General features: G+C 60.3%; 27 protein-coding genes. 6 read left to right on the forward strand and 21 right to left on the reverse strand.

Annotated elements, in window-relative coordinates:
- Positions 1–59: 59 nt before the first annotated feature.
- From ACR9ZN_RS01065 to ACR9ZN_RS01080, 4 genes are all read left to right on the forward strand, one after another.
- On the forward strand, positions 60–701 hold the full coding sequence (locus ACR9ZN_RS01065) for a dihydrofolate reductase family protein (protein ID WP_481271079.1): 642 nt from the start codon (positions 60–62) through the stop codon (positions 699–701).
- Between the two features lie 686 nt (positions 702–1387).
- On the forward strand, positions 1388–1597 hold the full coding sequence (locus ACR9ZN_RS01070) for a cold-shock protein (RefSeq protein WP_434961190.1): 210 nt from the start codon (positions 1388–1390) through the stop codon (positions 1595–1597).
- A gap of 135 nt (positions 1598–1732) precedes the next feature.
- The gene (locus ACR9ZN_RS01075) at positions 1733–1957 is read left to right on the forward strand and encodes a hypothetical protein (protein ID WP_434961189.1); all 225 of its coding nucleotides are present in this window, start codon (positions 1733–1735) and stop codon (positions 1955–1957) included.
- Positions 1958–1993: 36 nt separating this feature from the next.
- Positions 1994–2374, forward strand: coding sequence for a DUF6481 family protein (locus tag ACR9ZN_RS01080; protein WP_434961188.1), 381 nt, complete (start codon positions 1994–1996; stop codon positions 2372–2374).
- Between the two features lie 375 nt (positions 2375–2749).
- Here ACR9ZN_RS01080 and ACR9ZN_RS01085 read toward each other — a convergent pair whose 3' ends face one another.
- From ACR9ZN_RS01085 to ACR9ZN_RS01095, 3 genes are all read right to left on the reverse strand, one after another.
- On the reverse strand, positions 2750–3223 hold the full coding sequence (locus ACR9ZN_RS01085; protein WP_481271080.1) for a hypothetical protein: 474 nt from the start codon (positions 3221–3223) through the stop codon (positions 2750–2752).
- Positions 3224–3445: 222 nt separating this feature from the next.
- Positions 3446–4063, reverse strand: a complete 618-nt coding sequence (locus ACR9ZN_RS01090) for an OmpA family protein (protein ID WP_481271081.1) — start codon at positions 4061–4063, stop codon at positions 3446–3448.
- A 2-nt stretch (positions 4064–4065) separates the two neighbouring features.
- A complete protein-coding gene (locus tag ACR9ZN_RS01095; protein WP_454818546.1) occupies positions 4066–4563 on the reverse strand; it encodes a hypothetical protein in 498 nt (165 codons plus the stop codon).
- A 402-nt stretch (positions 4564–4965) separates the two neighbouring features.
- Here ACR9ZN_RS01095 and ACR9ZN_RS01100 point away from each other — a divergent pair, with 402 nt between their 5' ends.
- On the forward strand, positions 4966–5166 hold the full coding sequence (locus tag ACR9ZN_RS01100; RefSeq protein ID WP_481271082.1) for a transposase: 201 nt from the start codon (positions 4966–4968) through the stop codon (positions 5164–5166).
- Positions 5167–5366: 200 nt separating this feature from the next.
- Here the strand turns inward: ACR9ZN_RS01100 and ACR9ZN_RS01105 are convergent, their stop codons facing one another.
- From ACR9ZN_RS01105 to ACR9ZN_RS01165, 13 genes are all read right to left on the reverse strand, one after another.
- The gene (locus ACR9ZN_RS01105) at positions 5367–6002 is read right to left on the reverse strand and encodes a PqiC family protein (RefSeq protein WP_481271083.1); all 636 of its coding nucleotides are present in this window, start codon (positions 6000–6002) and stop codon (positions 5367–5369) included.
- A complete protein-coding gene (locus tag ACR9ZN_RS01110) occupies positions 6002–7705 on the reverse strand; it encodes a PqiB family protein (protein ID WP_481271085.1) in 1704 nt (567 codons plus the stop codon). Before ACR9ZN_RS01110 ends, ACR9ZN_RS01105 begins: the two co-directional genes overlap by 1 nt.
- Positions 7702–8973, reverse strand: a complete 1272-nt coding sequence (locus ACR9ZN_RS01115; protein ID WP_481271086.1) for a paraquat-inducible protein A — start codon at positions 8971–8973, stop codon at positions 7702–7704. Before ACR9ZN_RS01115 ends, ACR9ZN_RS01110 begins: the two co-directional genes overlap by 4 nt.
- A gap of 223 nt (positions 8974–9196) precedes the next feature.
- Positions 9197–10405 (reverse strand): HlyD family secretion protein, encoded by a 1209-nt coding sequence (locus ACR9ZN_RS01120; RefSeq protein ID WP_481271929.1) that lies wholly within the window; start codon positions 10403–10405, stop codon positions 9197–9199.
- 27 nt (positions 10406–10432) lie between these two features.
- On the reverse strand, positions 10433–10951 hold the full coding sequence (locus tag ACR9ZN_RS01125; protein WP_481271088.1) for a hypothetical protein: 519 nt from the start codon (positions 10949–10951) through the stop codon (positions 10433–10435).
- A 128-nt stretch (positions 10952–11079) separates the two neighbouring features.
- Positions 11080–11421: a hypothetical protein gene (locus ACR9ZN_RS01130; protein ID WP_481271089.1), complete on the reverse strand. Its 342-nt coding sequence runs from the start codon at positions 11419–11421 to the stop codon at positions 11080–11082.
- 1284 nt (positions 11422–12705) lie between these two features.
- Complete coding sequence (locus ACR9ZN_RS01135; protein WP_454818536.1) at positions 12706–13701, reverse strand: Gfo/Idh/MocA family protein; 996 nt, start codon at positions 13699–13701, stop codon at positions 12706–12708.
- Positions 13698–14579: a sugar phosphate isomerase/epimerase family protein gene (locus tag ACR9ZN_RS01140; RefSeq protein ID WP_454818534.1), complete on the reverse strand. Its 882-nt coding sequence runs from the start codon at positions 14577–14579 to the stop codon at positions 13698–13700. The genes ACR9ZN_RS01135 and ACR9ZN_RS01140 overlap by 4 nt, the downstream gene beginning before the upstream one ends.
- A 46-nt stretch (positions 14580–14625) precedes the next feature.
- Entirely contained in the window at positions 14626–15459 is an 834-nt protein-coding gene (locus tag ACR9ZN_RS01145) for a carbohydrate ABC transporter permease (protein WP_441774369.1), read from the reverse strand.
- Positions 15456–16379 carry a carbohydrate ABC transporter permease gene (locus tag ACR9ZN_RS01150; protein WP_441774368.1) on the reverse strand — a complete coding sequence of 308 codons (924 nt, stop codon included), beginning with the start codon at positions 16377–16379 and terminating at the stop codon, positions 15456–15458. The genes ACR9ZN_RS01145 and ACR9ZN_RS01150 overlap by 4 nt, the downstream gene beginning before the upstream one ends.
- A gap of 67 nt (positions 16380–16446) precedes the next feature.
- Entirely contained in the window at positions 16447–17664 is a 1218-nt protein-coding gene (locus ACR9ZN_RS01155; RefSeq protein ID WP_434961176.1) for an ABC transporter substrate-binding protein, read from the reverse strand.
- Between the two features lie 32 nt (positions 17665–17696).
- Complete coding sequence (locus ACR9ZN_RS01160) at positions 17697–18698, reverse strand: alpha/beta hydrolase (RefSeq protein ID WP_481271091.1); 1002 nt, start codon at positions 18696–18698, stop codon at positions 17697–17699.
- Positions 18695–19405 carry a GntR family transcriptional regulator gene (locus ACR9ZN_RS01165; protein ID WP_454818528.1) on the reverse strand — a complete coding sequence of 237 codons (711 nt, stop codon included), beginning with the start codon at positions 19403–19405 and terminating at the stop codon, positions 18695–18697. The genes ACR9ZN_RS01160 and ACR9ZN_RS01165 overlap by 4 nt, the downstream gene beginning before the upstream one ends.
- 131 nt (positions 19406–19536) lie before the next feature.
- Between ACR9ZN_RS01165 and ACR9ZN_RS01170 the strand changes: the two genes are divergently transcribed.
- Positions 19537–20607 (forward strand): ABC transporter ATP-binding protein, encoded by a 1071-nt coding sequence (locus ACR9ZN_RS01170; protein WP_454818526.1) that lies wholly within the window; start codon positions 19537–19539, stop codon positions 20605–20607.
- A gap of 503 nt (positions 20608–21110) precedes the next feature.
- Here the strand turns inward: ACR9ZN_RS01170 and ACR9ZN_RS01175 are convergent.
- The 5 genes from ACR9ZN_RS01175 to ACR9ZN_RS01195 form a co-directional block, all read right to left on the reverse strand.
- The gene (locus ACR9ZN_RS01175; protein ID WP_454818524.1) at positions 21111–21263 is read right to left on the reverse strand and encodes a COG4315 family predicted lipoprotein; all 153 of its coding nucleotides are present in this window, start codon (positions 21261–21263) and stop codon (positions 21111–21113) included.
- Between the two features lie 317 nt (positions 21264–21580).
- Complete coding sequence (locus ACR9ZN_RS01180; RefSeq protein WP_481271092.1) at positions 21581–22804, reverse strand: ABC transporter substrate-binding protein; 1224 nt, start codon at positions 22802–22804, stop codon at positions 21581–21583.
- A 49-nt stretch (positions 22805–22853) separates the two neighbouring features.
- Positions 22854–23939: a CobW family GTP-binding protein gene (locus ACR9ZN_RS01185; RefSeq protein WP_454818520.1), complete on the reverse strand. Its 1086-nt coding sequence runs from the start codon at positions 23937–23939 to the stop codon at positions 22854–22856.
- Positions 23929–24261 carry a hypothetical protein gene (locus ACR9ZN_RS01190; protein ID WP_441774361.1) on the reverse strand — a complete coding sequence of 111 codons (333 nt, stop codon included), beginning with the start codon at positions 24259–24261 and terminating at the stop codon, positions 23929–23931. Before ACR9ZN_RS01190 ends, ACR9ZN_RS01185 begins: the two co-directional genes overlap by 11 nt.
- A gap of 104 nt (positions 24262–24365) precedes the next feature.
- Positions 24366–25247 carry a polysaccharide deacetylase family protein gene (locus ACR9ZN_RS01195; protein ID WP_105865590.1) on the reverse strand — a complete coding sequence of 294 codons (882 nt, stop codon included), beginning with the start codon at positions 25245–25247 and terminating at the stop codon, positions 24366–24368.
- Positions 25248–25250: the final 3 nt, after the last annotated feature.

The raw sequence follows: 25250 nt of genomic DNA on the forward strand, positions 1-25250 counted from the left end.
CTTGCCTTAGTATTTGGCCCGTGCAGGGCGAGTATGCAACCACACGCAGGGAGGCCCCGGTGGTAGTTCGTGTCGATTTCAACATCTCACTCGACGGTTTCGCGACAACGACGGACCAGACGCCCGAGCAGCCGATGGGCGCCGACTGGATGCGCCTCGTCGGCGCATATATCGCGACAAGGACGATGCGTGAGCGCGCGTTCAAGGACACCAGCGGTGAAGGTACGACCGGCGTCGACGACAGATATGCCAGGGCGTATTTCGACAATATAGGTGCGGAGATCATGGGCGCCGGCATGTTCGGACTGCACAGCTTCCCCGATGACCCGAACTGGAAGGGGTGGTGGGGCGACGAGCCACCGTTCCGCGTCCCAGTCTTCGTCCTGACCCACAGGAAGCTGCCCTCGATCGAAATGGCCGGCGGCACGACATTCCATTTCCTCGACGCCACACCGGTCGAGGCGCTCCGGCAGGCTGTTGCCGTCGCGGGTGGAAAGGACGTGCGGGTTGGCGGCGGAGCCAGCACCACCCGCGATTTCCTCAAGACGGGGCTCGTCGACCGTCTCCACGTCGCCATCGTCCCGATCCTGCTCGGACGCGGCATCCGCCTCTGGGACGACCTGCGAGGCTTCGAACTTGGCTACACGGCAGAGTCAGAAACGGCAGAGAGCGGCACCATTCACCTGACATTCCGGCGCTAACCGCTGGCGCATGGACAGCATAATCATGGACTGCCCATAGGCGTCCATGATGTCGGTTTTTCGAACAGTCAGCACCGGTGGCGCCAGTCCGCTTCTGGGTCGGCATTCGACTGTCCGCAATGCGCCCCATGTCAGCCGTTGAAGGCGCGCGAGGTCGCTTCCGAAAGCCGCCGTCATTTAGGTTATGTCATTCATATTATCGCCCTCGAAGAGACCGCGATCGAACCAGCTGTCCTGGCGCAAGGTCGATGATCTGCAACTCACATCCGGTGAGCCGTAATATAGAGGATCGGGAGACCGCTCGAGCCGGGAGCTACCCAGCTCGCACGAACGGTCTGACTGCCAGTGGCGTTGGCGCGAACTGCATCCATGTCGCCAGCCCGGTTCACCAGGATTATTTTCAATTCCGGGAATATTCTGTCGAAATTTCTGAAATGATTTGGACGGAGATGCAGATTGATCTTCAGTAATTGATCGAATCGTGATGAAGACAGCTGGCGCTGAAAACTAAAGGTTGACAATAAGACTCAAGGTTCGTATTTTTTCGATATCGATATTTTCTTGCCGAGTTTTGATTTTACGCGGTTGGCCCCGCGTTCTGAACGAACCTCCCTTTAAAGCATCGTTATCACCATCCGCGGCTCTCAAACGCTGCGATCATTAATCTTGCTATGGAGGGGTTTTTCATGACCACTGGCACAGTCAAATGGTTTAATTCCACTAAAGGTTTCGGCTTCATTCAGCCTGACAGCGCCGGTCCAGATGCTTTTGTCCACATCTCGGCTGTCGAGCGCGCTGGCATGCGCGAAATCGTCGAAGGCCAGAAAATCCGCTACGATCTGGAGCGCGACAATAAGTCGGGCAAGATGTCGGCCTGCAATCTGCAGGCGGCCTAATCGATCCGGGATCTGCTTTCGCTTGACCACGGATGTACTGGCACTGCCGAAAGCATGAGACCAAGTGAGGTCAGGCAATTTGCCTGACCTTTTTTGTTGCGGCTCTCCTGGAGAGCACCCATCACGAGGATAGAGATGATCGGGGACTACACCAAACCGCGTCAACAAGCCGAGGTTGCCTTCGGCAAAACACAGTCGCAGTTCTTCGCGCGCGGGCGCGCTTTCGAGGAGCTCGATTCGATAACGGTTGCCCGGGATGAAAAAATCCTGAGGCTGCGGGAAGCGCGTCTTGCCAGGCAATTGCAGGACGGCATCGAATTGGTTGCCAAGCCAGCCTCGAAACGAACCAGAAAGTCCTGACTTCAGTCAGCAACGCAGTTCAATTGGAATAGAGATTTGAGAAACATCAGAAACGACGAATTTTCTGACCGTCGCAGCAGGGCTATCGACGCAAAAGCAGCTCTCCTGCAGGGCTATCGCGCCGCCAAGGAGGCTGCCGCGCCAAGCCGTGAGACCAGGCAGGCGGAACGAATTGCGATCGCCGAAGCCCGCGAGTTGCGACGCGTCGAACGCGAGCAGATCAAGCTGGCTGAACAAGCCCGGCTCGAAGCAGAGATTGCGCAGCGCAGTGCGATAGCTATGGCGGCCGCGAGCGCTGAGGCAGACGCTCGCGAACTGGCTGCCAAGACGCGCATCTCCCGTGTCATCGAGGACGAAGCAGCCCGTAAGGCTGAACGGGACCGCCGTTACGCCAACCGCAAAGCCCGCCAGATCTGAGGGACTCGAGCCTAGCGTAGCGGATCGAGATTGTCCGGGCTTGGGCTTGAGACCATCGCATTTTCTGGATCGGATTATCTGGGATCGTAGTTCAACCTGGACTCATATGCTACGAGCCTTCATGCCCCTTCGGCCGCTGTTCGCAAGGCGATCCTGGCAGCGCGCATTTCGTGGAAACGTTCATGGGCGCAGCCAGTCACGCTCTTTATTGCGGCGCCTGTGCCTGACTTCTGCACTGTTGAGCAGATCATCAGGCTTTTGATTCAGCAGATCCACGACATCATGTTGCGCGACCTGACTGACAAGGCACCTTGCCAGGCAACCGAAAGTCTCGTTTTTGCAACTTGCCGTTCGAGCCCAGGCGGTTCGATCCTTTCAATCGAGGCCGCGCCTCGGGGGTACGATCTGCGACTGGAATATCTCGAACTCGATCTGCGTTCGGATCTGCTCCGCGCTGCCGCGCACGACCACGAAGTGCTCCTTGTCGAAGTATATCGTCGAAGTGTCGCCGTCGTTGCCTTCGACATAGCAGATGCGGCTCACGTTCACTTCGATCAGATGTAGATCATAGCTTCTCTCGAACCTGCAGAATACGGGGATCTTTGCCGCCACCGCTTCAAGGCGATCATGCGTTTCTGGCGATCCATGCATTTCAACCACCCCACACAAAAACGAGCGCAATGATGGCTCTTCCAACGCGGAAATGTAGCGAGGCCCGCGCGCAAGTCCAGAATGCCGCAGCGGCAGTTCGTCAAAAAAATGCCCGCCACGCACAAGAGGAATAGCGAGCGGGCAAGGGTCGGAACTGTCGATCTCTCCGGGACGAGAGGACAGCCAAACCGCCAGCACTCGCCAGGAATACCTCGATGTCACGTTGGCTCAGCGTGGAGCACGGATACAACCGAGCTGCATGCTGGATAATAGGGGGCGGGAACGGCCGGCATGGGAAATGGTCGTCATCCCCGACCTCACACCGACCAAACTCTTACATGACATTGCCCCTCGAGCCTTGGGCAAAAAAATTGAGGCGACAGGCCGAAGAGGGATCATCGGCCCGGAGATTTCCATGCGTTACAGTCTCGGCAAAACGAACTCGACGCGCCGGTTCAACGCGCGCCCATCCGGGTTGTCCGTGCTATTATCCAGCGTATTCGCAGCGATCGGGCGGCTGTCGCCGAAAGCCTTTGCCGACAATCTTGCCTTCTCTACTCCATGTTTCACGAGCCATTTCGCGACGGCGTTCGCCCGCTGGAGAGACAGGCCCTGATTATATCGGGCCGAGCCTTTGGAATCGGTGTGGCCCTCGACAACGACTATGCCGGTGGGAATGGATGCAATCAGGCGGGCGATATCGGCAAGCGTCGGTTCGGCGGCCGGCTGTATGGTGGCCTTGTCGAAATCGAACAGGATATCGCCTTTCATGGAAACTGTGACGGTTTTCGCCTCTTGCCGCACAGCAAGACCGCTGTGTTGAGCGGCGAGCCTGTCGGCTTTCGCAGACAGATCCAACACAGCATTATTGAGATCGGACGGCAGGCCCTTGAGATCGGACGGCACGCCCTGGAGATCCAGAATCGTAGCCTTGAGATCTCGGATATCACGCTTGTACGAGGGATCTTCCGCGGAAGAGTTGCTTGTGCCAGCCACCATCATGCCCAGCACGAGGGCATACTTGCTTAGGCCGCCCATCGTTATCGATCAGTGAGCTTGATTGCGTCGAGCGTCTCGACACCTGGGATCGTCAACGACACTTCGGTGACGTCTTTTGGTGGAGCGGGAAACCGGCCGTGCCAGGAGCCTGCGATCAGAGAATCCTTGCTGGTTTTGATGATCAGATTGGGATTTGTCAGTGGCTGGTCATTGTTGTCTGTCAGCAGCAGATGCTTCTTGTTCCCGGCAAGAACATAGAAGCTGTTCTCATAGGCGTCCCGGCTGATCGAATCATAGATCCGCTCCAGCTTGTCCGCCACGAGAGGCTTGAAGCGCAGCTTGATCGTCAGGATGTCGCCGTGCCGGACTGCCTCGATCACCTGAGCTTCGGCGGCCCCGCCATTGGTCAAACCCGTGGCCAGGGGGGCGGTCGAAGCAGCCTCGACTTGTGTTTGGGCAGATGCCGTTTGAGCCAATCCAATCACCGCTAGGAAGGTAGCAAGTGTAAAGATTTTCGTAGCAGCTCTGGTCACTTTCACGACAATATTCCTCCGTTCTTCAAAGCTTATGACAATTCATTCGAATCACGAATCGTATACTCGATGGCTTACTCACGTGCGAGAAATTTTGCGACTTCTTAGAACTCACATGTTTGTCCCTTCTCTGACCGCACCCTACCCGTCTCTAATTGCAGTGACGTGGAATCATCGAAATTTCTGACTCGGAGTACCTGCGATCAACGCTAGTCGGGAAGGGCAGATGCACCGGATTGAGCCGTATTTTCCTCTTTCGCACGGGGTGTCTCGCGTCGGTGATCGTCGGATCATCAAAGGTGCCGCGTTCATGCTCGACGCCTTGCCCCGGGCCAAGGCCCTGCTTGGTGACAGAGGCTAGGATGCCGACTGGTTCCGCGCAGCGCTCGCGGAGCGCAAGATTGCCGCTTGCATTCCGTCAAAGATAAATCGGAAGATGCCGATCCCCCGCACAACACCGCGCTCTACCGCCAGCGCCACAAGATTGAGATTATGTTCGGCAAACTCAAGGACTGGCGCCGCATCCACACCCGTTATGATCGCTGCGCGCTTACATTCTTGTCCGCCATCTGCATCGCGGCGACGGTCACCTGCCGGCTCAATCAATGAGGCCTGAGCCTAAAGCCTGTTGCGTGTGAGTTCTCGTTGAAGCGCGACTTGCAAGCAGGCGAAAGATAGCGCGTTCATCGGCAGGCTGCCATCAGCTTGCGGCGGAAGACCTCGGCCGGGGTTTGGTAGCCCAGGCATTGGCGGGGCGTAGGGTTGGACCAACCTCGCTTATGCGGGGTAGTTTAATTGCGTCCGGAAAACTAAAATCGCCGATGAGAGCGTATCGGGCGGAGCAGTTCTTGTTCCCGCCCTAGCTTGGCGGCGATGTGGCCGGCGAGCTGGTCGAGGGCCGAGCTCATCGCCTCGACCTGGGCGGGTGCTCCGGTATCGGCCGGGGGCACGGCGATGCTGGCCTGGGCGGCGGCACTGCGTCCGCCATTGCGGTAATGCAGCCGCCATTGCGCCTGCAGCATGACCACGCCCTCGGCATTGGTGTCGAAACGGCTGACCGAAAGCTCCAGCGTCGCCGCTTCCTTGCCCGACACGGTCTGGCTGGTGGTTACCAGCGAGCCGGCGGGCAGGCGCCGGCGCAAATTCTCGGCGAGCACGCGCTGCACCATGGAGCCCATCGGCTCGCCCCAGCGTTCGAACTCGGAGACGCCGAGCTGGACGTCGCCGGAGCGGCGCACCAGTTGCGGACGGTCGAGATATTTGGCGACATCCACCGTTTCGATCGACAGCGAGACGGGCCGGCCCGCCACCCGTTGTCCGCCCTGGGAGGCCAGGGTGTAGATCTTGGCCTCGGGCGATGCGCAGGCTGCGAGCAGGCAGAGAGCCAGGCCCAGGCCCGTGAGGGCCGCGATGCGTCCAGAACGACGGAAGGAGGAGAACGGCATCAGTTGCTTCCTCTGGTCTTGCCCCGGATCAGGGATTCGGGGTGCTGCTGCATATAGTCGGTGAGCACGCGAATGGACCGCACGGCATCGTCGACCTGCGACATCAGGCGCGTGAGGTCGCGCTTGAAGCTGGACGAGCTGCCATAGCCCTGGTCGAAAGAGCCCAGGGTGGAATTGATGCGTTTCATCGACTGCTGGGCGGTGTCGAGCACCGGCTGCAGCCTCTGCATTGCCGGGGCGAGATCGGTCTTGGCCTTGTCGATCAGCTCCCGCGCCGAGGTGAGGGCGCCGGCGAGCGAGCGCAGCGATTCCTTGATCTCCGGTCCGGCGGCAAGGTCCTGGAACGACTTCATGGTGTCGTTGGCCTGGACCACCAGTTTGTCCAGCGGCAGTTTCGAGATGCGGTCGAGGATGTCGTTGACCGAACGCAGGGCGGAGTCGAACTGGTTCGGACTGGTGGGGATCACCGGATAGGTGTCACTGGTGTCCAATTGCGCTGGCCCGGCCTTGGGGTCGATGTCGAGCGACACCACGCTCTGGCCAGTCAGGTAATTGCTGGTCTTGATCTCGGCGCGCAGGCCCTTGGCGACCAGCGATTTCAGCACGGTTTCGGGATTGATCGGGCCGTCCGCGCCGACGATCTGGATGCGCTGCGGCTCGATTTCGATCAGCACCGGCGCGCGCGGCGTGTTCTTGCCGATGTTGTATTGTAGGCTGACATTGATGACCTCCCCGATCTTGAGGCCGTGCCACTCCACGTTGGAGCCGGCGGCAAGGCCGCCCACGGAGGAATCGAAATAGACCAGATAGCGCAGGCGAACGGTATATTTGGCCTCGTCGGCACTGGCCTGGTCCCGGTAGAGGGTGAAAGCCGTCTTGGGAGCGGCGCGCTCGTTCGAAAGCACGTCGGCCGGCGTATCGAAGGCGATGCCGCCCGCGAGCAGGGCCTGGATGGAATCGAGCTGGAGCCGAAAGCCCTGGGGACCGGTGGTGAGGGAGACCCCGGAGGCATTCCAGAAATTGGTACTGGTGCGCACTTCCTTGTCATAGGGATCCCTGACGAAGGCGCGGATGGTGATGCCGTCGGCGAGGTTGGAGGAATCGTAGCCGAGGACCTGACCGACTTCGAGGCCGCGATGGAAGATCGGCGATCCCGCGCTGATCGAACCGATCTGCGTGGTCTTCAGGGCAAATTCCGTTCCGGGCGCGTCGGTGGGAATGACGGGAGGCAGCTCGAGGCCGGCGAAGCTGTCGGCTGTCGTGCCGGCCTTGCCGGGATCGAACTCGATATAGACGCCGGAGATGATGGTCGACAGGCCGGAAATACCGGAACTGGCCGACAGGCGCGGCCTGACGACCCAGAACAGCGTGCCCTCGCGCATCAGCGGTTCGGCCTGCTTGGTCATATCGGCGGCGACGATGACGTGGCTGCCGTCCGGCGCAAGCGCGACGCTCTTCACCGTGCCGAAGACGATGGCCTTGTAGCGGATCTGGGTCTTGCCCGGCTCCAGCCCTTCCGCCGTGCGCATGGTGATGGTGATCACGGGCCCCTTCTCCGACAGCGTGACCCAGCCCAGATAGAGCGCGATCCCGGCCGCCACGATCGGGATCAGCCAGATCGCGGACAGGCGGCGACGGCGCGGCGGATCGATATCCGGCGTGGCCGTGTCACTGCCGTTCTTGGAGGCGTCGGAGTCGGTCAATGGCCCTTCTTCCCTGTGTCGCGGCGCAAGACATCCCACATCAGCCGTGGGTCGAATGATTCGGAGGCGATCATGGTGATGATCACCACGCTGGCAAAGGCGATCGCCCCGATGCCGGGCTCGATGGTGGCGATCTCGCCCAGCTGCACCAGGGCGACCAGGATCGAGATCATGAAGATGTCGATCATCGACCAGCGTCCCACGAACTCGATGATCCGGTAGAGCACCGTCCTGTCCTGCAGACGCCAGGTCGAGCCGCGCTGGGTGGTGATCAGCAGCATCGTCAGGCCCGCCAATTTGAGCACGGGAACCAGGATCGAGGCGAAGAAGACCAGGGCGGCCAGTGGCCACAAACCGGCATCGGCCAGGGCGATGACACCGCTGATGATGGTATCGGGCTCGCCATGCCCGAGCGAGATCACCGTCATGATCGGGAAGAGATTGGCCGGTATGTAGAGGATGGCGGCGGTGATCAGCAGGGCCCAGGTTCTGGTGAGGCTGTTGGGCTTGCGTTGATGCAGGGGCGCCGAACAGCGTGGACAGGCCGCGTCATGGCCGGAAGCGGGCAGGTTCGACACGAGCCAGCAGGATTCGCACAGGGCGGTCGGGCGGCTCGGATCCACCCGGGGAGGATGGGGAGCCACGCCCTTGCGCGCAAAGCTGCGCCAGATGGTTTCGTCGTCCAGGAGGGAGCCGGTCGCCACCGTCACCAGCATCAGCGCCACCACGGCGAACACGGCGGGGCCGAGATCGACGTGTGCGAGATCGATCAGCTTCACATAGGCGACGAGAAGGCCGAGCATATAGACTTCGATCATCGCCCAGCGGCCGACGAAACTGGCGCCGCGATGGACGAGCGGCAGCCAGCGCGGCGGGCGCCGCATCCTCAGCCCGGTCAGGACCGTGAGGCGGGCGAGAATCTGCAGGCCCGGCGCCACCAGCATGGTGAAGGCGACGACGATTCCCAGTTCCCACAATCCCTGGTCGTAGAGCGCCTTGATGCCGGTGACGAGGCTGGCCACCTGCGCGCGCCCGGATATTTCGAGCTTGATGAAGGGCAGGAAATTGGCCATGGCAAAACAGATGGCACCGGCCCAGCTATAGGCGTAGGCGTGGCTCAGCGAGATGGCGCGATAATGCTCCATCGTGGCGCCGCAGCGCGAGCAGCGCGCGCGCATGCCGTCCTGGAGCGGCGGCACGTCATGCAGAAGCCCGCAATCGTGGCACTCCATGATCTGGGTGGAGCTTCGCGTCGTCGGGGTGATCACCCGATCTGTCCGGCCGGCTACCATGTCACCGTTGCACTCGAATCACAAAAGAACTCCGGCCCTGCCGCAACGTCATTTTGCCAATGGAGACGATGAATCTCCCCTGAAGTCTCTCTTCGAGCCGATCGTAAATCCGATGTCTTAATATCGAACGGCTCTATTCCTAAACGTTCGCTAGCGGACAACTGCATTGCCGCAATACGCCTCTGCCGGTCCTTTGTTATTAATGCCCACCACTCACAACCAAGGTTTGCACGGGCAGAAGCATGGCTTGGATCCGCAGGATCATGGCGTGTACCAGACCGACCGTGTCAACGATATGGAGAAAGAGCCAACGTCCCGAGCTGATGTCTTGCGCGGCTAACGCGTCATGATTGTTAGTATAGACATTGGCTATGCAGCTGCCACCGGGCGGTACGTCTTCTAATTGCTCGGCATAAAGCGGTTCCAGATAAGCAGTGATGGAACCCGGTGGCCCTACCTTCTGGACGTCGATCAGCTGGTCTGTGGGACGAAATTGTCCGGTAGCGACGACATCTTGAACCAAGGTTACTTCCATTGGAATAATAGCGAAGGGTTTACCTATACAGGTCGCTTCGGCGATCATGCCGACCTTCAGTACTTGAGCCTCGATCTGATCAAACCCAGCTACGAGCGCAGTCCGTCCTGCTCCGGCCGGCACCAGAATACCTGCCGGTCGAAACGTTGTTACCACGTCACCCGGTCGTAACGTGAATTGCTGCAGAGTGCCTGCGATGCCAGCGCGCACGAGTTTCTTGTCCAACTCAACCTGTGCCTGCGCCAAGGCTGCCTCGCTACTGGCCTTTTGCGCTGGCAGAAGCGTGGATATCTGTGCTTGGAGGGTCTGCTTATTCGCTTTGGCGGCATCGGCTGACCCCCTTAAGCCCTCAACGGAAACCTGCAGGCGTTCAATTTCTCGTACGGCGACTACATCGGCATTGCGTCGCATGAGCTCCTGCTTTGTCTTCAGTTCGTCAAAAGCTTGCTGATAAGCTCCTTGCGCCTGCTGAATTGTCCCGTCTGCAGCTCCTAGTTTGGTCGAAGTTACAATTATCTGAGCATCGATTTCAGCGATCCTGCGCTTGGCAGCCTCCACAGCGGCTTTCTGATCTGAGTCATCGAGCTGAAACAGCGGATCTCCGGCCAGGACCTTTTCATTGGTGTTGACAAACACCTTCGCTACTCTTCCGTTTCCTTCCGGTAGAATTGAGACGGTGCGGTAAATGGTGGTGGCGTACTTGGTCGAAGGATGGAAGTAGAAGATCAGTGTGATTAATAAAACCGTCAGAATCACACAGGCGCTGATCCCCCATCGCAATTCGTACCAAACAGAATAGATAGTAATGTCACGACCAATACGCTTGTTCTGGACATAGCGGCGAACTAGATAATCGGGAAGAATCGTCAACATCGAGCACAGCAATAGCTCAAACACCGTTTAGTTTCCTTTGTTCAACGGAGGTGCGTTAGGCACTCCTTCGGGCGCAGGGTCATGCTCGTCGTGATTAGGATTCAGGTCAGATGCTGAGCGAAGGGGCAATTCGGCTGGGCGGTTCGGGGTGGCGCGGCCTAATGAATCACGAACAGGGGTTGGATTTTCCTGATGTTCGTCGTGTTGTTCGGCGATCTTTGCAAGAGAGCCCGCGATGGATGCGAGCGGGGTAGAGAAGTCGGGAATACGGATGAGAGCCAGCAACAAGCCGGCGATCCAGAAAAAATGGTTGTGCGTGAAAAGAGAAATCAAAACCAGAACGGCAACAACTTCCATTTGGACTAAGTTGGTTCTGTGCGCCATCCGTTCGGGAAGGGCATGGAGCTGGAAGTAGAGGTTGCCAATGACGAGGATTAACACCAGCATGACGACGACCATCCCGCTGAACAGGACGTCGGTTTCGCCAGGTGCGGTGATAAAAAACGGCAGATGGCCTAAAGCAGACCGATGAATTCTTCCGTCCAACGAGATCGCCCCTTAGTTTTCGATTTGCCCCATCTAAGTGGCCTTGGGGGGGCTGTCTTGCCATTTCGCGCCAGCACTCAGCGCTTCGATAGCCCTTACAGATCAAGTCGACATAGCGAACGACACAATCAAACGCACTCGTGCGTGGTTCCGAGAAATTGGGCAAATTCGTTGCTGAACAGGCGCCGAGCGCGCTTCTTCACAGCGGGAAGGCCCTCGATCCGGTCACTGGCAGTATCGCTGCCATCAGCGTCCTTAAGGACGGCATTGTATTCAGCCACGTCACGCCCTCCTGTGCATGCCGGCAACAAGTTCAGGTGCTGGTGTGCGCCCTTGGCGGCCCGCAAAGCGGCAAACACCGCCTCCACGACGCGTTTTTCATCCGGCTTGCGTGCCCGGTTCAGGCTCTCCGACAACAGGCGGATCGTTTGGTCGATGGCCTCGACATTCTGGGAATTGGCAGGGCGCAAAAGTGAATTGTTTCATGATCGTCCGTCCAGGATTGGAATGACCGGGCCAGCCGGCAGGCCGGCCCGGATCGGCTCTCAGAAAGCCCGATTCCCCGGAGGGGCCGGGCGAGTTCAACGTGCCATAACGCATAAGCCCGCCGCTGCTTCTCATTTGCCAGAATATCGATACGGGCATATTGATCTAAATCAGGTTGCGGATCGCGAGGGATCGACGCTCCGTGGCGGGAATGCCTTGACCTCCGCCAACGCCCCATTTCCTGCTTTTTTGCTTGTTGCAAGTGCGCAACAAGGCACCCTAGGAGGACGGTCGGGATAAGCGCCTTCTCCCGACCGGCCGTGTTCGTAGGGAAGCCTTTTGGGCTCTCGTTCGCTTGCACGGTGCCACATCGGCAATTTTAATGCTGACCGTTTCTTCGCGGGTTTCTTCTGTGTCGTCGCTCTGTATTTCGTGAGAAATATCCAGGCGTTGCTTGTAATATGTCGTCGAAGCAACGCACATGTCAGTATTTTTTGGCTGGTCATTTCGTACGAATTTGTCTTTTTTATTTTTCAATGAAGCCACTCCACATTCAGAATGAATCAGTTGTCGGAGTGCTGGGTCAATTAAAGGGTCGCAGTGCACAGCGACGGCGCAATCTTCACTTATAGGCCATGCGGTCACAGCTGCTTTGACATGAATCAAATGGCCCCGCGCCGGTACGCAGAACCTGGCTCGTCATGAGCAGGCTCGCCGAGCGTGCTTTGCTGCGTGGTCAATAACGCTCACTCGTGGCAAGGGGCGGCGATCACCAAACGGCTCGACCGGCTCGATCATCACAGAGTGCGGTTTAGGCGCGATCTCGGAATCGCAGTCGAGTCGCCCGCAATTTTCATGCGCTTCTGGCCGGCCACAACACCGGCTTTGCCGGAGTCTACTGCGTAAGCCACTCGCGCAAAACTTGGCGAGAAGTTGGATTCCTTCGTTATCGAGTTCGGTTGTCGGCTGGCCAAGAAGCCAAAGCTACGACAAGAGATTGGCGAGGACCTGCCAGGATCGATCACCTACCAGACAGCCACGACTTAGCCACACTTTCTGGTATTAAGCCTTCCGGAACAGGATGCGCAATTGTGGGCCGGAAATCGTCGCCATCGTCCTGCTGGGGACGGGCAAGACTGCAATTTCCGCAGATGCATTGATATTTTCTTGAGCGAGAGCGGCGATGAGCACTTGGCTCGAAGTTGTCCGCATCCGCACCGCCGCAGGACGAAGCCTCCAAGGATTGCATTCCAGATCTGTTCTCGATGTCAAAGATCGAGGGCTTTGCGGAGAGCTTCCAGCCGTTCCATCGCAACAACGCCGTCGTGGATGGTCGGAGCAGGCGTGTTTTCCCCCTTGAGCCCTGGGACAACGTCAGCAAGGAGGGCATGGTATCCCTTGAAATCCTCGTTGGCGGCTGCAGTGAAATTGGGTTTCCAGGTCAGGCTGTCCTGGGTGTCGGTGAGGGTTGCCGCTGCATCGGCTGCCTTGAAAGGGGGATCTCGGTGCCAACGCACCTCCACCACATCTTCGATCTCCAAACGTTGATGATCTCCCATGACATCGATCCGCTCGACTGGCGTGCCCCGGGACTGGATCGTGCCCATTGCTACGGTGCCGATGGCGCCGCAATCGAAGTCCAGAGCAATGTGGAACAGTACCCGACCCGGCGTCTTCTCCACTTTGCGTGCTGTCAGGGCGCTGACGGGCGAGACGAGGTGGGAGACTAGATCCATGTAATGCACACAATGATGCAGGAAAAAGCCGGTGTAATCGACGCTGCCGGCGAAATAGCCGGGCGCCGTCATGTAGTAGCCGGTGAGACCAAGAACGGGGCCGAAACGGCCGGATTTCAAGATGTTATGTGCAATCTTGTTCCCTACTGAATAGCGTTTCATGAAGCCAACAAGCAGGGGCTTGCCAGCCTTTTCGGATGCTTGACGCAATAGGCGAGCCCCCTCGGCCGAGCCTGAGGGAGGCTTTTCCATGAAAACGGGCAGTCCGTGTTCCAGCGCAGCCTTGCCGAAGGAAAGGTGCTGGTCGGGGCCGACGGCCATGCCGACGGCATCGATGCCGGGCGTGCGGATCAACTCCGTTGCGTCGGTGAGGAGCGTCGAAACGCCGAATTGGCGGCCGGCATCGGCCAGGCGCTTGCCGTCGATGTCGCAAAGGGCTGCGATTTTGACGTCGTGGCGTGCGAGCTGGGGCAACAGCATCTGGGTGGCGTGCACGCCACAGCCGATCCAGCCGATATTCAAGGTCATCTGCGAAATTCCGTCAGCGAGATATGGGAGCGGATGAAGGAGGCTGAGGCGGCGAGGCGTTCGCTCTCGTCCTCATGTGGCGCGCGCCATTGTGCCAGGGGCACGCCGAAACGATCATCGTTGCGCCGGAAGGGTTCGAGTGAGATGGGGCCGCTATAGTCGATGTCGTGAAGGGCGCGGCAGACGTCGACCCAGTCCGTGGCGCCCGTTCCCGGAAACCCGCGATGGTTCTCATTGGCCTGGAAATGCACGAGAAGAGATCCGGCAAGGCGAATGGCTTCCGAGACGGAGGCTTCCTCCATATGCATGTGGAACGTGTCGAGCATCAACCGCACAGCGACATGGTCGATGGCATGGAGCAATTCCATCGCCTGCTGCGTGGTGCACAGCACGTCGCTTTCGAAACGGTTCAGGGGCTCGACGGCGAGGGTAACGCCAAGGCGTGCGGCATGATCGCCTGCTTCCCTCAGGCCGACGACACAACGCTGCTTTCGGGCGAGGCGCTCGGTCTCGGACACCGGCTGGGGGGCACGGCCGGCAAAGACGAGCGGATTGCCTGTCAGCGGGCCCCCCACCACTGTCGCGCCGAGCGCGGCCGCGCAGTCGGCGGCATATTTCAAATAGTCGATGCCGGCCCGGTGGCTGTCTGCGTCCTCCGAGGACAGGTTGCGCTGCAGATTGACGCGAGCCGCCAACACCACTCCAAGACCCGCGTCGGCGAGGGCCGCACGGGCCGCCGCCAGGTCCATTTCCCCGGGCTCGGGCACCAGGAGCTCGACGAAGTCGTAGCCGAGTTCCTTCATGCGAGTGAAGAGGGGAAAATGCTCGGCGGCAAAGGGCCGGGCATATTGCATCGATATCAGGCCGATAGGATTCATTGTATCATTTCACGGTTTGCAGATGGCAGGCGCGGCGTTGGCTTCATCATCCCTTCACCGCTCCTTGGGTCAGGCCGCCGACCAGGCGTTTCTGCACGATGAGGAAGAGCAGCGTCGCAGGCAGGGCACCGACCACGCCGCCGGCGGCGAGCAGCCCCCATTCGATCTGGTATTCGCCGATCAGGGTCTGGATCGCCACGGTCACCGTGCGCACATTCTTGCCGCCCAAAGTGAGCGCATAGAGGTACTCGTTCCAGGCGGTGATGAAGATATAGATGCCGGTGGAGATGATGCCTGGCATGGCAAGCGGCAATATCACTCGGCGCAGCGCCGCCAGGCGCGAGCAGCCGTCGATCATCGCCGCCTCGTCGAGACTTCTGGGAATGGCTGCCACATAGCTCGTCAGCATCCACACCGCGAAGGGAATGGCGACGGTCGCGTTGGCCAGGATCAGGCTGAGATGGGTGTCGAGCAGGCCGAGCCGGCGCATCAGCACGAAAAGCGGCAGGATCAGCAGCACCACCGGGAACATGTTCACCAGCAGGAATTGCAGCATGATCGCCCGGCGGCCGAGGAAACGGAAGCGCGAGAAGGCATAGGCGGCGGTGACCGAGACGCCGAGGCCGACGACCACCGTGCCGAGTGCGATGATCAGGCTGTGGCCCATATTGCCGAGGAAGGAGGTCTGCTCGAACAGGCGGATGTAATTGTCGAAGCTCCAGCCGATGGGCGAGAGCGAAACCCCGCTTGCCGCGATGCGCTCGGACGGTGTGAGCGAGGTCAGGATCATCCAGGCGAAAGGCCCGAGCGCGAAGAGCACGATCGCCGCCACCGGCAGGTCGGTCGTCAGGATGCGCCGGAGGGTCGATGGTTTGTTCATCGCTCGACCTCCTTCATGGTGCGGATGATGTAGATGGCGACGAAGGCTCCAAGGAGGACGGTGAAGGTCACCGCTATCGCCGTGCCGTAGCCGAAATCGAGATTTTGGCGGGCCTTGATGAAAGCGTAGAGCGGCAATGTGTGCGTCGCGTAGCCGGGACCGCCGCCCGTCATCACGAAGATGACGTCCATGGAGTTGGCGACCCAGATCACGCGAAGGAGCCCGGCCGTCGCCAGGACGGGTGCAATCCCGGGCAGGGTGACGTTGACGAACTGACGCCAGGGCGTGGCACCGTCGATGGATGCAGCCTCGTACTGGCTGCGTGGAATGCCCTGCAGGCCGGCGAGGATCATCACGGCAAAGAAGGGGAAGCCCTGCCAGGTGAGCGTGGCGATCACGGCGTAGAGCGCGACATTGGGATCGGCGAGCCAGGGTACCGCACTCTGGATCAGGTGCACGCTGAGCAGCATGTCATTGAGCACGCCGGTGTTGGGGTCGTAGATCCAGCGCCACATCAAGGCGATGACCACGCTCGGCAGCGCCCAGGGGATGATGATCATCGCGCGGGCCAGACCCCGCCATGGAAAGTCTCGATTGAGCAGCAGGGCGGTCATCAGGCCGAGCCCCATCTGCAGCGGTACCGTGAGGCCGATCCAGACCACGGTGTGCCAGAGTGCGGTCCAGAACACCGGGTCGGCAAACAATTTGATGTAGTTACCGAAGCCGACGAATCTGGCGGCATTGGGCTTCCACAGCACGAGATCGAACAGGCTCGTGTAGATGGCCTCGATCATCGGGACAAAGACGACGACGAACACCACCAGCAGAGCCGGCGCCAACAGGGCATAAGGCATTAGACGCGCCCGCAGGCGGACCGCGAATTCCCGATCGAGCTGGGAGGTGGAGGAATGCAGCGACATGGCCTGGCGTCGTAGTGGGAGAAAAAGAGGACCTTCTGCACGATGGACAGAAAGTCCGGCACATTGCCTAGTTTGCAAACAGCGTCTGTAATTGCTGCATCATCTGCTCGGGCGTCGCCGCGCCCGTCAGGGCCTGCTGCATGTTGGTCTGCCAGGCCGTGTTGACGAATTCGGTCGTGGCTGGGGTCTGCGGCAGCACCGAGGCGAAGGGCAGCGACTGCACGGTGACATCCACGAAGCGCCGCTGGTGCAGTGTCCAGTTGGCCGAACCCGACTTGGTCACCGTCATCTGGCCCGTGGCCTTGTTGAACTCGACATTGTTCTGTCCCTCCGCCAGGAAGGAGATCCATTTCCAGGCAGCGTCCTTCACCTGCGAGGAAGAGAAGAGCGCCAGCGATTCATCGCCATAGGAGGTCCACTGCTTGCCGTTGCAGGCTGGAGCAGGCACCGCCGAAACCTTGTCGCCCAGGGCTTTGACGAGGTCGTTGGACGAGCCGACATGGTGGATGGTCATCGCGGTCTTTCCGGCCTTGAAGGCCGCAATGATTTCCTGGAAGCCGTCATTCGGCGCAGAGGGCGGAATCGACTTGTCCTCCCGGAACATGTCGACCAGCCATTTGTTGGCGGCAATCGCCTCCGGCGTGGTCAGGCCGCCCGGCTCGAGCTTGGCGCCCTTGGAAAAGACGAAGGTGCCCCACTGGTCCCAGCCGCCCTTGCCGCCGCGCAGGCCGAAGCCATAGGTGTCCGGCGCCTTGGTGAGCTTCTTGGCGTCCTCGCGGAATTCGTCGCAGGTCTTGGGCGGTTCCAGGCCGGCGGCCTTGAACAGGTCGGCGCGATAGTAAAGATAGAGAACGACATATTGGATCGGCAGGTAATATTGCTTGCCGTCCGGTCCCTTGTTGAGATTGAGGAGATTGTCGAGCAGGTCCGCCTTGCCGGGCCAGGCATCGATGCGTTCGCCGATCGGCTCCAGGGCTCCCATCTCGACGAGGCGGGGCTGGGCGAACAGCTTCACCATGGCGGCGTCGGGCGCATTGCCGCCGACGATCGCCGTGTAGAGATTGTCGTAATAGGAGTTCCACGGCACGTTTTCGGCTTCGACCTTGATGCCGGGATTGGCCGCCTCGAATTTCTTGATGAGGTCATCCATCGGGTTGGCCGGATTATCGAAATGATACCAGAAGCGCACGGTCTGCGCCTTGGCCGCCCCGAGCATCATGCTGGCGCTCAGGGCACAGGCGACACCGAGCGCCTTCAGCATTTTCTTCAGTCCTGTCCTCATCATTTCCTCCCGAAGAATGTGTTTTTGGTGCCGGTTCACGCCGGCTTGATCATTGACTTTGCCGCTTGGGCCGCGGTCTTGAGGGCGTTGCGGGCCGCGCTCAGCCCGGCGCTCATCTGCAAAAATCCGTGCGTCACACCCTTGACGATGTGTATGTCGGCCTGCCGCCCCACCGATCGCAGGCGCGCCGCCAGGTTGAGCGTGTCGGACAAGAGCGGATCGATCTCCGCGGCCAGAAGGAAGAGGGGCGGCAGACCACGTAATGCCTCGTCACTGGCATGAAGGGGCGAGGCGAGCACCGTCTGGCGTGCCTTCGGGGCGGGCAGATACCAGTTCCAATAGCGCTGCATCCGCGCCGTGGTCAGGCCAGGACCGTCGGCAAAACGTCGATAGGAGGGTGTCTCGAAATCAGCGTCGTAGACGCCGTAGAAGAGCAGGGCACCGTCGGGCAGGCTGCGTCCGTCGGCCTGGCGATGAAGCATGGCGGCGAGCGCCAGATTGGCGCCGGCCGAGTCGCCCGCCAGCAGCAGCGGACCTGGACGGATGCCGAGTGCAACGGTGTGATCGAAAACGCGGCCGATACAGGCGATCACGTCGTGCAGCCCCGCCGGGAAGGGATGTTCCGGGGCCAGGCGGTAATCGGGCAGGAGAACGGGCAGGCCGGTCTCGATGGCAAGAACCCGGGCGCAACGCTCATGGGTCTGCGGGCTGCAGAAGGCAAAGCCGCCGCCATGGACGAAGATCAGTGCACCGGCTCCCGCCTCCGGTGGGATAAGCACCTTGACGCGGCAATCGGCTGACGAGAATGTCGGATCCGCAGGAACGACGAAGTCGCCCGTAAAGGCCATTGCCGGCAGATCGCGGTTCCAACGCTGGTTGAGTTGCGCGGCAAGGGCCCGACCCTCTGCCGGCGGTAGCAGCGTCGTATCCGGCTGCGGGCCGATTTCATCGTCAATGGCGGCCAGGAGGCGTGCCAGTTCCTGATCGAGCTGGCCGGGCAGCTGTTCGACCGCCGTATCGGGGATAGGGGCATTCATTGCCCCGCTCCAGGAAAAACGTTGGGCCCGAAATCGACGATGGTCGCGATATGATGCTCGAGAGAGGTCACGGCCGCGGCGCTGTTGCCGGCCTCGATTGCGCCTACCAGCGGCCGATGACGCTGGGCTGTCAGCACGAGATCGCGCTGGCCTTGCGTGCGCGAAATCTTGAAGCGGTGGTTGTGGATCAGGCAGCGATGCAGGATCGGATCCAGGGCGGGCAGGTCTGCATCGTGGAATAGACGGCGGTGGAAGTCGCGGTCGAAGGCGGCGAGCCCCATCTCGTCATCCTCCCGCGCGGCCTCCTCCATGGCCTCGACCAGTGCCTTCAGATCGGAAAGCAGGCCGCGGCTGGGGTTGCGCAAGGCGCGCAGCACGCCGGCACATTCGATCTGCTTGCGGACGCGGAACATCTCAACGGCTTCGTCCGCCGTGCAGTCTGAGACCTGCGTGCCGCGATGGCCGCGCCGGTGCACCAGCCCTTCCTCCTGAAGCTGCAGCAGGGCCTCCCGCACCGTGCCCTGGCTGCAGCCGAAACGGGCGGCAAGTTCCAGTTCCACCAGGGGTTCGCCGGGAGCGAGTTCGCCGAGCATGATGTCGTGCTTGAGGGCGTCGAAGGCGATCGCCGAGCGGGCGACAGGGCCCGGCCGGCCGCCCTTGGCGCGCAATGCCGGGTTGAAACGCCGAGATGCTGGCCGCTCGCTCATGTCTCCCCCTTGTGCTGGCGCCATCTTGAGAGTGTTCGCATACCTCTTGCAATTATCATTATTGATATTGATAATTAGGTCAAGAGCTGGAATGGCCTCGCTTGTCGCAGGCAGTATCGGGGGAAAACGCAATGGCGGGCATTGGTCTCAGGGATATTCGCAAATCTTACGGCACCCATACGGTGATCCATGGTGTCGACCTCGATATCGCCGAGGGCGAATTCCTTGTACTGGTCGGTCCTTCGGGTTGCGGCAAATCCACCTTGCTGCGCATGGTCGCCGGGCTCGAAGAGATCACCGGTGGAGAGATGCGCATCGGGGACAGGGTGGTGAATGCGCTTACGCCCGCAGAGCGCAACATCGCCATGGTATTCCAGGATTACGCGCTCTATCCGCATATGACGGTCGCCGAGAACATGGGATTTGGGCTGCGCATGCGCGACCAGAACCCGCAAATGATCGACCAGCGCGTGAGACAGGCCGCTGAAACCCTGAAACTGGCACCCTTGTTGGAGCGTCGACCGGGGCAATTGTCGGGAGGGCAACGTCAGCGTGTCGCCATGGGGCGGGCCATCGTTCGCGATCCTCAGGCTTTCCTGTTTGACGAACCGCTTTCAAATCTTGACGCTGGCTTGCGGGTGGAGATGCGCCTTGAGATCGCAAAGCTCCACCGTCGCATCCAGGCAACCACGGTCTATGTCACGCATGACCAGGTCGAGGCGATGACCCTGGCCGACCGTATCGTGGTGATGAATGCGGGCCGCATGGAACAGGTCGGCCCTCCGCTCGAACTTTATCACCATCCGGCAAGTCTGTTTGTCGCGCGCTTTATCGGCAGTCCGACCATGAATACTGTGGAGCTGCAGCTGAATGGTGATGGCGAGCTCTCGGTCGGTAGCGCCAAAATTGTCCTGCCATGGCTGTCGCTGGCTCCCGGAGCGTCGGTCATCCTCGGCATTAGGGCGGAAGACCTTTCACCCTGCGATGCTTCCCAGGCTTGGTTCACCGGCGAATTGACCATGGTCGAACGTCTCGGCGGACAGACTTTCGGTTATCTCGATCATGGCAGTGACCGGATGATTACGGTCGAATTTCCGCGTCACAGCGCCGTGAAAGTGGGGGATAGGGTTTCCGTAAGGGGCGAGGGGGATGCCCTGCATCTTTTCGATGGGAGCAGCGGCACACGGCTAAAGCCGGACTGACCGGTTACCTGGTCTTCCCGCTCCAGAATCTCGGACCAAATTGCAGCAATGCCTGTTGGCGCGGGATTTCGACAATCCGGCATCCTGCTTGGTATGGGGCAACAAGGGGGGCTGGCGGCTGGCACCGACGGAAGCCGTCCTTCAAATAGAGCGCGCGTTTGACCATGGCGGGAGCAAAACTTTGCGCGAAGGATCCGTGCGAAAAGCGGCGAAGGTTGCCTATCGGATGCCAGGTGGAAGGGCCTTTCTCAGCAAGCGCCGTGAGGCTCGACAAGCGACCCTGTAGATAATGTTCGGGCCTTCCACTTGGGTACCTGAAATCTTGCCCTCTTCCGCCTCTAGGTTTCCTCCCAAACAGCTTGATATTTTGGCTGCTTGAAAAAAGGCACGATCGTCTTTCTCGGTCTTGGATTTGAGATTACGAACGGAATTTACGTAGTTGGGGCCAATTCGGCTCCGTTACGGCGTGGGGAGAGGTCGGCTAATCTGCTTCGCCGGATCAACTATTCGCTGATAACGTGCCAGACACCGCCGATGCCGTCGCCGGTCTTGTCGCCCTTCTTCTTGTCTGGCGCGTAGAAATAGACTGGTTTGCCGTCATAGCTCCATTGCAGTGAACCATCCGCCCGCTTTACGGCTGCCCAGCCTTCGCCCATTTTCTCGCCAGCCTTGGCGACATATGGAGGCCACTTTGCCGCGCAGCCGCCATAGCACGACGGCTTCCCACCGGCGTCCCGCGATAGGCCATAAGACCCCGATCCCGTTGCAGAACTCCGGTGGTGCCGCCAGCCCGCCACCGTGAAAGAGGCCGGAAACCCTAGCCTCAGGCGGTCCAACAAATGGGCGCGGATCAAACAGACCCTGCACTAACATTCAAACCGGACCAGTCATTGGGACCCGGCCACCTTTACGACAGAGTCATCGCAGTTAATTCGATCTGATCGAGACGTTTTTCTATGCATGACAGCGGATACTAATTGGCGGTTACCAATCGCGACCACCGCCGCACCAGATAATTGTGCTCGTCCATCGTCGTGTTCCAAACGGCGATCGAATTGGCGCGCTGGCGGTAGGATCCACCATCGCGCACGGATTCGGCCTTGATGGTGATGGTTCCGTCCGGACCGGGCAACTCAGTCTGTGTCGGCAGGCCCTCATACCAGTAGGCCCACTCGTCTGGTGTCAGATAAGCCCGAACGCGGGCGGGGATGGACATGTAATAGCCCTGGCGGGCCATCACCGCGCCTGGCCAGCCGGACAGCCACCAGTTCAGATAGTCATAGGCGACGTCGAGCATGCGCCCCGATAGGTTGCTCGAAAGGCACAGGCCGCCGTGCCAGGCTCGATAGCCTTCGCGGGGCACGGCCTCCATGACCGGCACGTTGCAATGGCGCAGGGCGGTGATGCCGGGGGACCACATGCTCTGGATGACGACACCGCCATCGCGCATCAGGCCGGCGGCTTCCGCCGCGGTCTTCCAGAAACCGGCGAAAAAGCCGGCCTTGCGCCGTTCGATCAGGATGCCCAGCAGAGTGTCGATCTCCTCGGTCGACATGTTGCCGATATCCTCGAAGCTCATCAATCCCAGCGATTGGGCGGCGAGAGCCGCGTCGAAAACACCGATCGCCGGCTCATCGACCAGAGCTGCCTTGCCATGCCAGTGCTCGTCGAGCAGGGCACCCCAGGAGACGATCTGCTCGGCATCGCCATTGGCGAGATCTGGTCGGAAAGCGAAGGAATCGAAATTATGGGTGGTCGGCAGCATCGAAAGCCAGCGCGACGGCGTCGGGCCCAAGGCACGGTTGGGCTGGACGAAGAGCTTGGTCACGGGGGCATCACCGAAACCGACGCGGGCCCCTGGATCGAGCCGACCTGTCTTGGTCAGGTCGGTGATTTCGCCCCAGAGCGGGATGCGCGTGAGATCGATGGGTTGGATGGCGCGCCAATACCAGACGATGTCGAGGTTGTGGAAACACTGGTCATAGACATCATAGCTGCCCGGCTCCGCCGCCGCCTTGTGCTGGGTGGTGATGAAGTCCTGGGTATCGAAGACGACGTTGATCCCCAGATCGGCTTCTGCCCTGAGGCGCAGTTCCTCCAGATGCGAAATCTCGGTTCCCAATACCCGCAGGGTCGGCCGTTCCGTGAGATGCAAGGCGGGTGCCGAGAACTTTTCTTCCGATGCTGCCCCCTTCATGGGGAGCTCGGATAACGGAGCTGAGACAATGGCATTCGAAATCGCTTGCTCATGATTGTTGCGACACTGGAGCCGCCAATCTGTTGAAGGCTGCCAGGGAGCGCCGGATCAAGCTGGAATCGAGGTCATCCACGATGAAAACGATGCGCGAGCGTCGATCGCCATCGGGCCAGGCCTGCATATGCACGGGTGTATGCACCAGATGCTGCACCCCGTGGATTGCCACCGGGGCACTCTCGCCCGCAAGGTTGAGCATGCCCTTCACCCGCAGGATGCGATCGCCATGCCGGTTGAGGAGCATGGTCAGCCAGATGCCGAAGGCCGTCCAGTCGAGCGGTTCATCGACCGTGACCACGAAGGAGCGGATACGCTCGCCATGCCGCGTACGGTCGCCTGAACCATGTTCGTGCCCGGGCTGGCTGATTGTTTCGGGGGTGAGCGGATCGTCGCTTTGAAAGGTCTGGCGGAACCATTCGCGGGTCGAGCGCTCCGGTTGGCCTGCAGCAGCGAAGTCATTTTGACTGAACAGAGCCGGGGCGTCGAAATCCCGCTCGGCCGACTGCAGGATCGGTGCATCCGGATTGAAGCGCCGAAGTCGATCGAGGAGCCGGGCAATTGTCACTTCGTCGGCGATATCGGTCTTGGTGAGCACGAGCCGGTCGGCGATCGCAGCCTGGCGTGTCGACTCAACGTGGTTCTCGAGCTGGAACTGGCCGTTCACCGCATCCACCGTTGCAATCACCGTGCCCGGCCGGAAATGATGCCGCAGGACGGGATCTGCCTTGATGGTCGACAGGATCGGGAAGGGATCGGCCAGGCCGGTGCTTTCAATCACCAGCCGGTCGAAGGGTGGAATGTCGCCACGCGCCCGCTTGGCATGGATATCGCGGATCGCCTGGGCCAGTTCGCCGCGTATCGTGCAGCACAAGCACCCCGACGGCAGCAGCACCATGGTCTCGTCGATGGGTTCGAGTAGATGGTGGTCGAGCCCGATTTCACCGAATTCGTTGATCAGCACGGCCGTGCGCGCCATGGCCGGGTCCGACAGCAGCCGCCGCAACAACGTCGTCTTGCCCGAACCGAGGAAGCCGGTGAGGAGGTGGACCGGGGTGAAGGCCGGGACGTCATCCGCCATGGCGCTTCTCCATGGCCTCGATCACCGGCAGGGAGAGCGGATCGCAGGCGCGCCGGGCCAGCCTTTCGGCCGCGGGCCACAGATGGCCGAGATCGTCGATGATCTCGGTCTTGCCGGTTTTCGTCGACAGCAGGAAGGAAGCGCCCTGCCAATCGGAGAGGGTCATGCCGAAGGGTTCCAGAACCTGGCAGGCAATGCGCACGCGGTTCATGCGCTCACGGCGGCGATCGATTCTGTCGCCATTGCGCGTGAAGACGCCCGGCCGGGCCACCGCATCGGCCCAGTGCTCATTGCCACCCAGAATGCCGCAGAGCGAACACATGCAGATCTTCCCGTTGCGGCGCATTTTTTCGACTTGAAAGGGCTGTAGCCCTTTCCCGACAGTATTGATGGCCGGGCCCACGATAGGGGACCCGGCCTCCCTCGTCACTTCTTGCGCGGGAAGCGGCGGGCGAAATCGTCGGCCATTTCGTTCATGGTGACGAACTTGACGCCGGGATGCTTGGCCATATGCGCATAGAGGCGCTCCAGCATCATCAGGACCTGCGGGCGGCCCGAGACGTCGGGATGGATGGTGATCGGGAAGACGGCATAATCCATCTCGCGATAGACCCAGTCGAACTGGTCGCGCCAGAGCTGCTCGATATCGTGCGGGTTGACGAAGCCGTGACTGTTGGGCGCCTTCTTGATGAACATCATCGGGGGCAGATCGTCGAGATACCAGGAAGCCGGGATTTCGATCAGGTCGGTTTCATGCCCCCGCTTCAGCGGCACCATCCAGTCCTTCGGCTTGCCGGAATAATCGATCTTGGTCCAGGAATCGCCGACGCGCACATAATAGGGCGTGAAGTCGTTGTGCATGAGAGAATGGTCGTATTTGATGCCGCGCTCGAGCAGCAACTCATTGGTGACGTTGGAAAATTCCCACCACGGTGCCACATAGCCGGTAGGACGCTTGCCGGAGAGCTTGGTGACGAGATCGATGCATTTGTCGAGAATCTCGATCTCCTGTTCGCGCGTCATCGCAATCGGGTTTTCATGGGTGTAGCCATGGATGCCGATTTCATGGCCGGCGTCGGCGACGGCCTGCATCTGCTCGGGAAAGGTCTCGATCGAATGACCGGGGATGAACCAGGTCGTCTTGATGCCGAAGCGTTCGAACAGCTTGACCAGGCGGGGCGAGCCGACCTCGCCGGCGAAAAGGCCGCGCGAGATGTCGTCCGGCGAATCCTCGCCGCCATAGGAACCGAGCCAGCCAGCGACCGCATCGACGTCGACGCCGAAGCCGCAGAGTATTTCCTTTGCCATGGG

Source organism: Labrys sp. HAY1-8F (assembly GCF_056754975.1).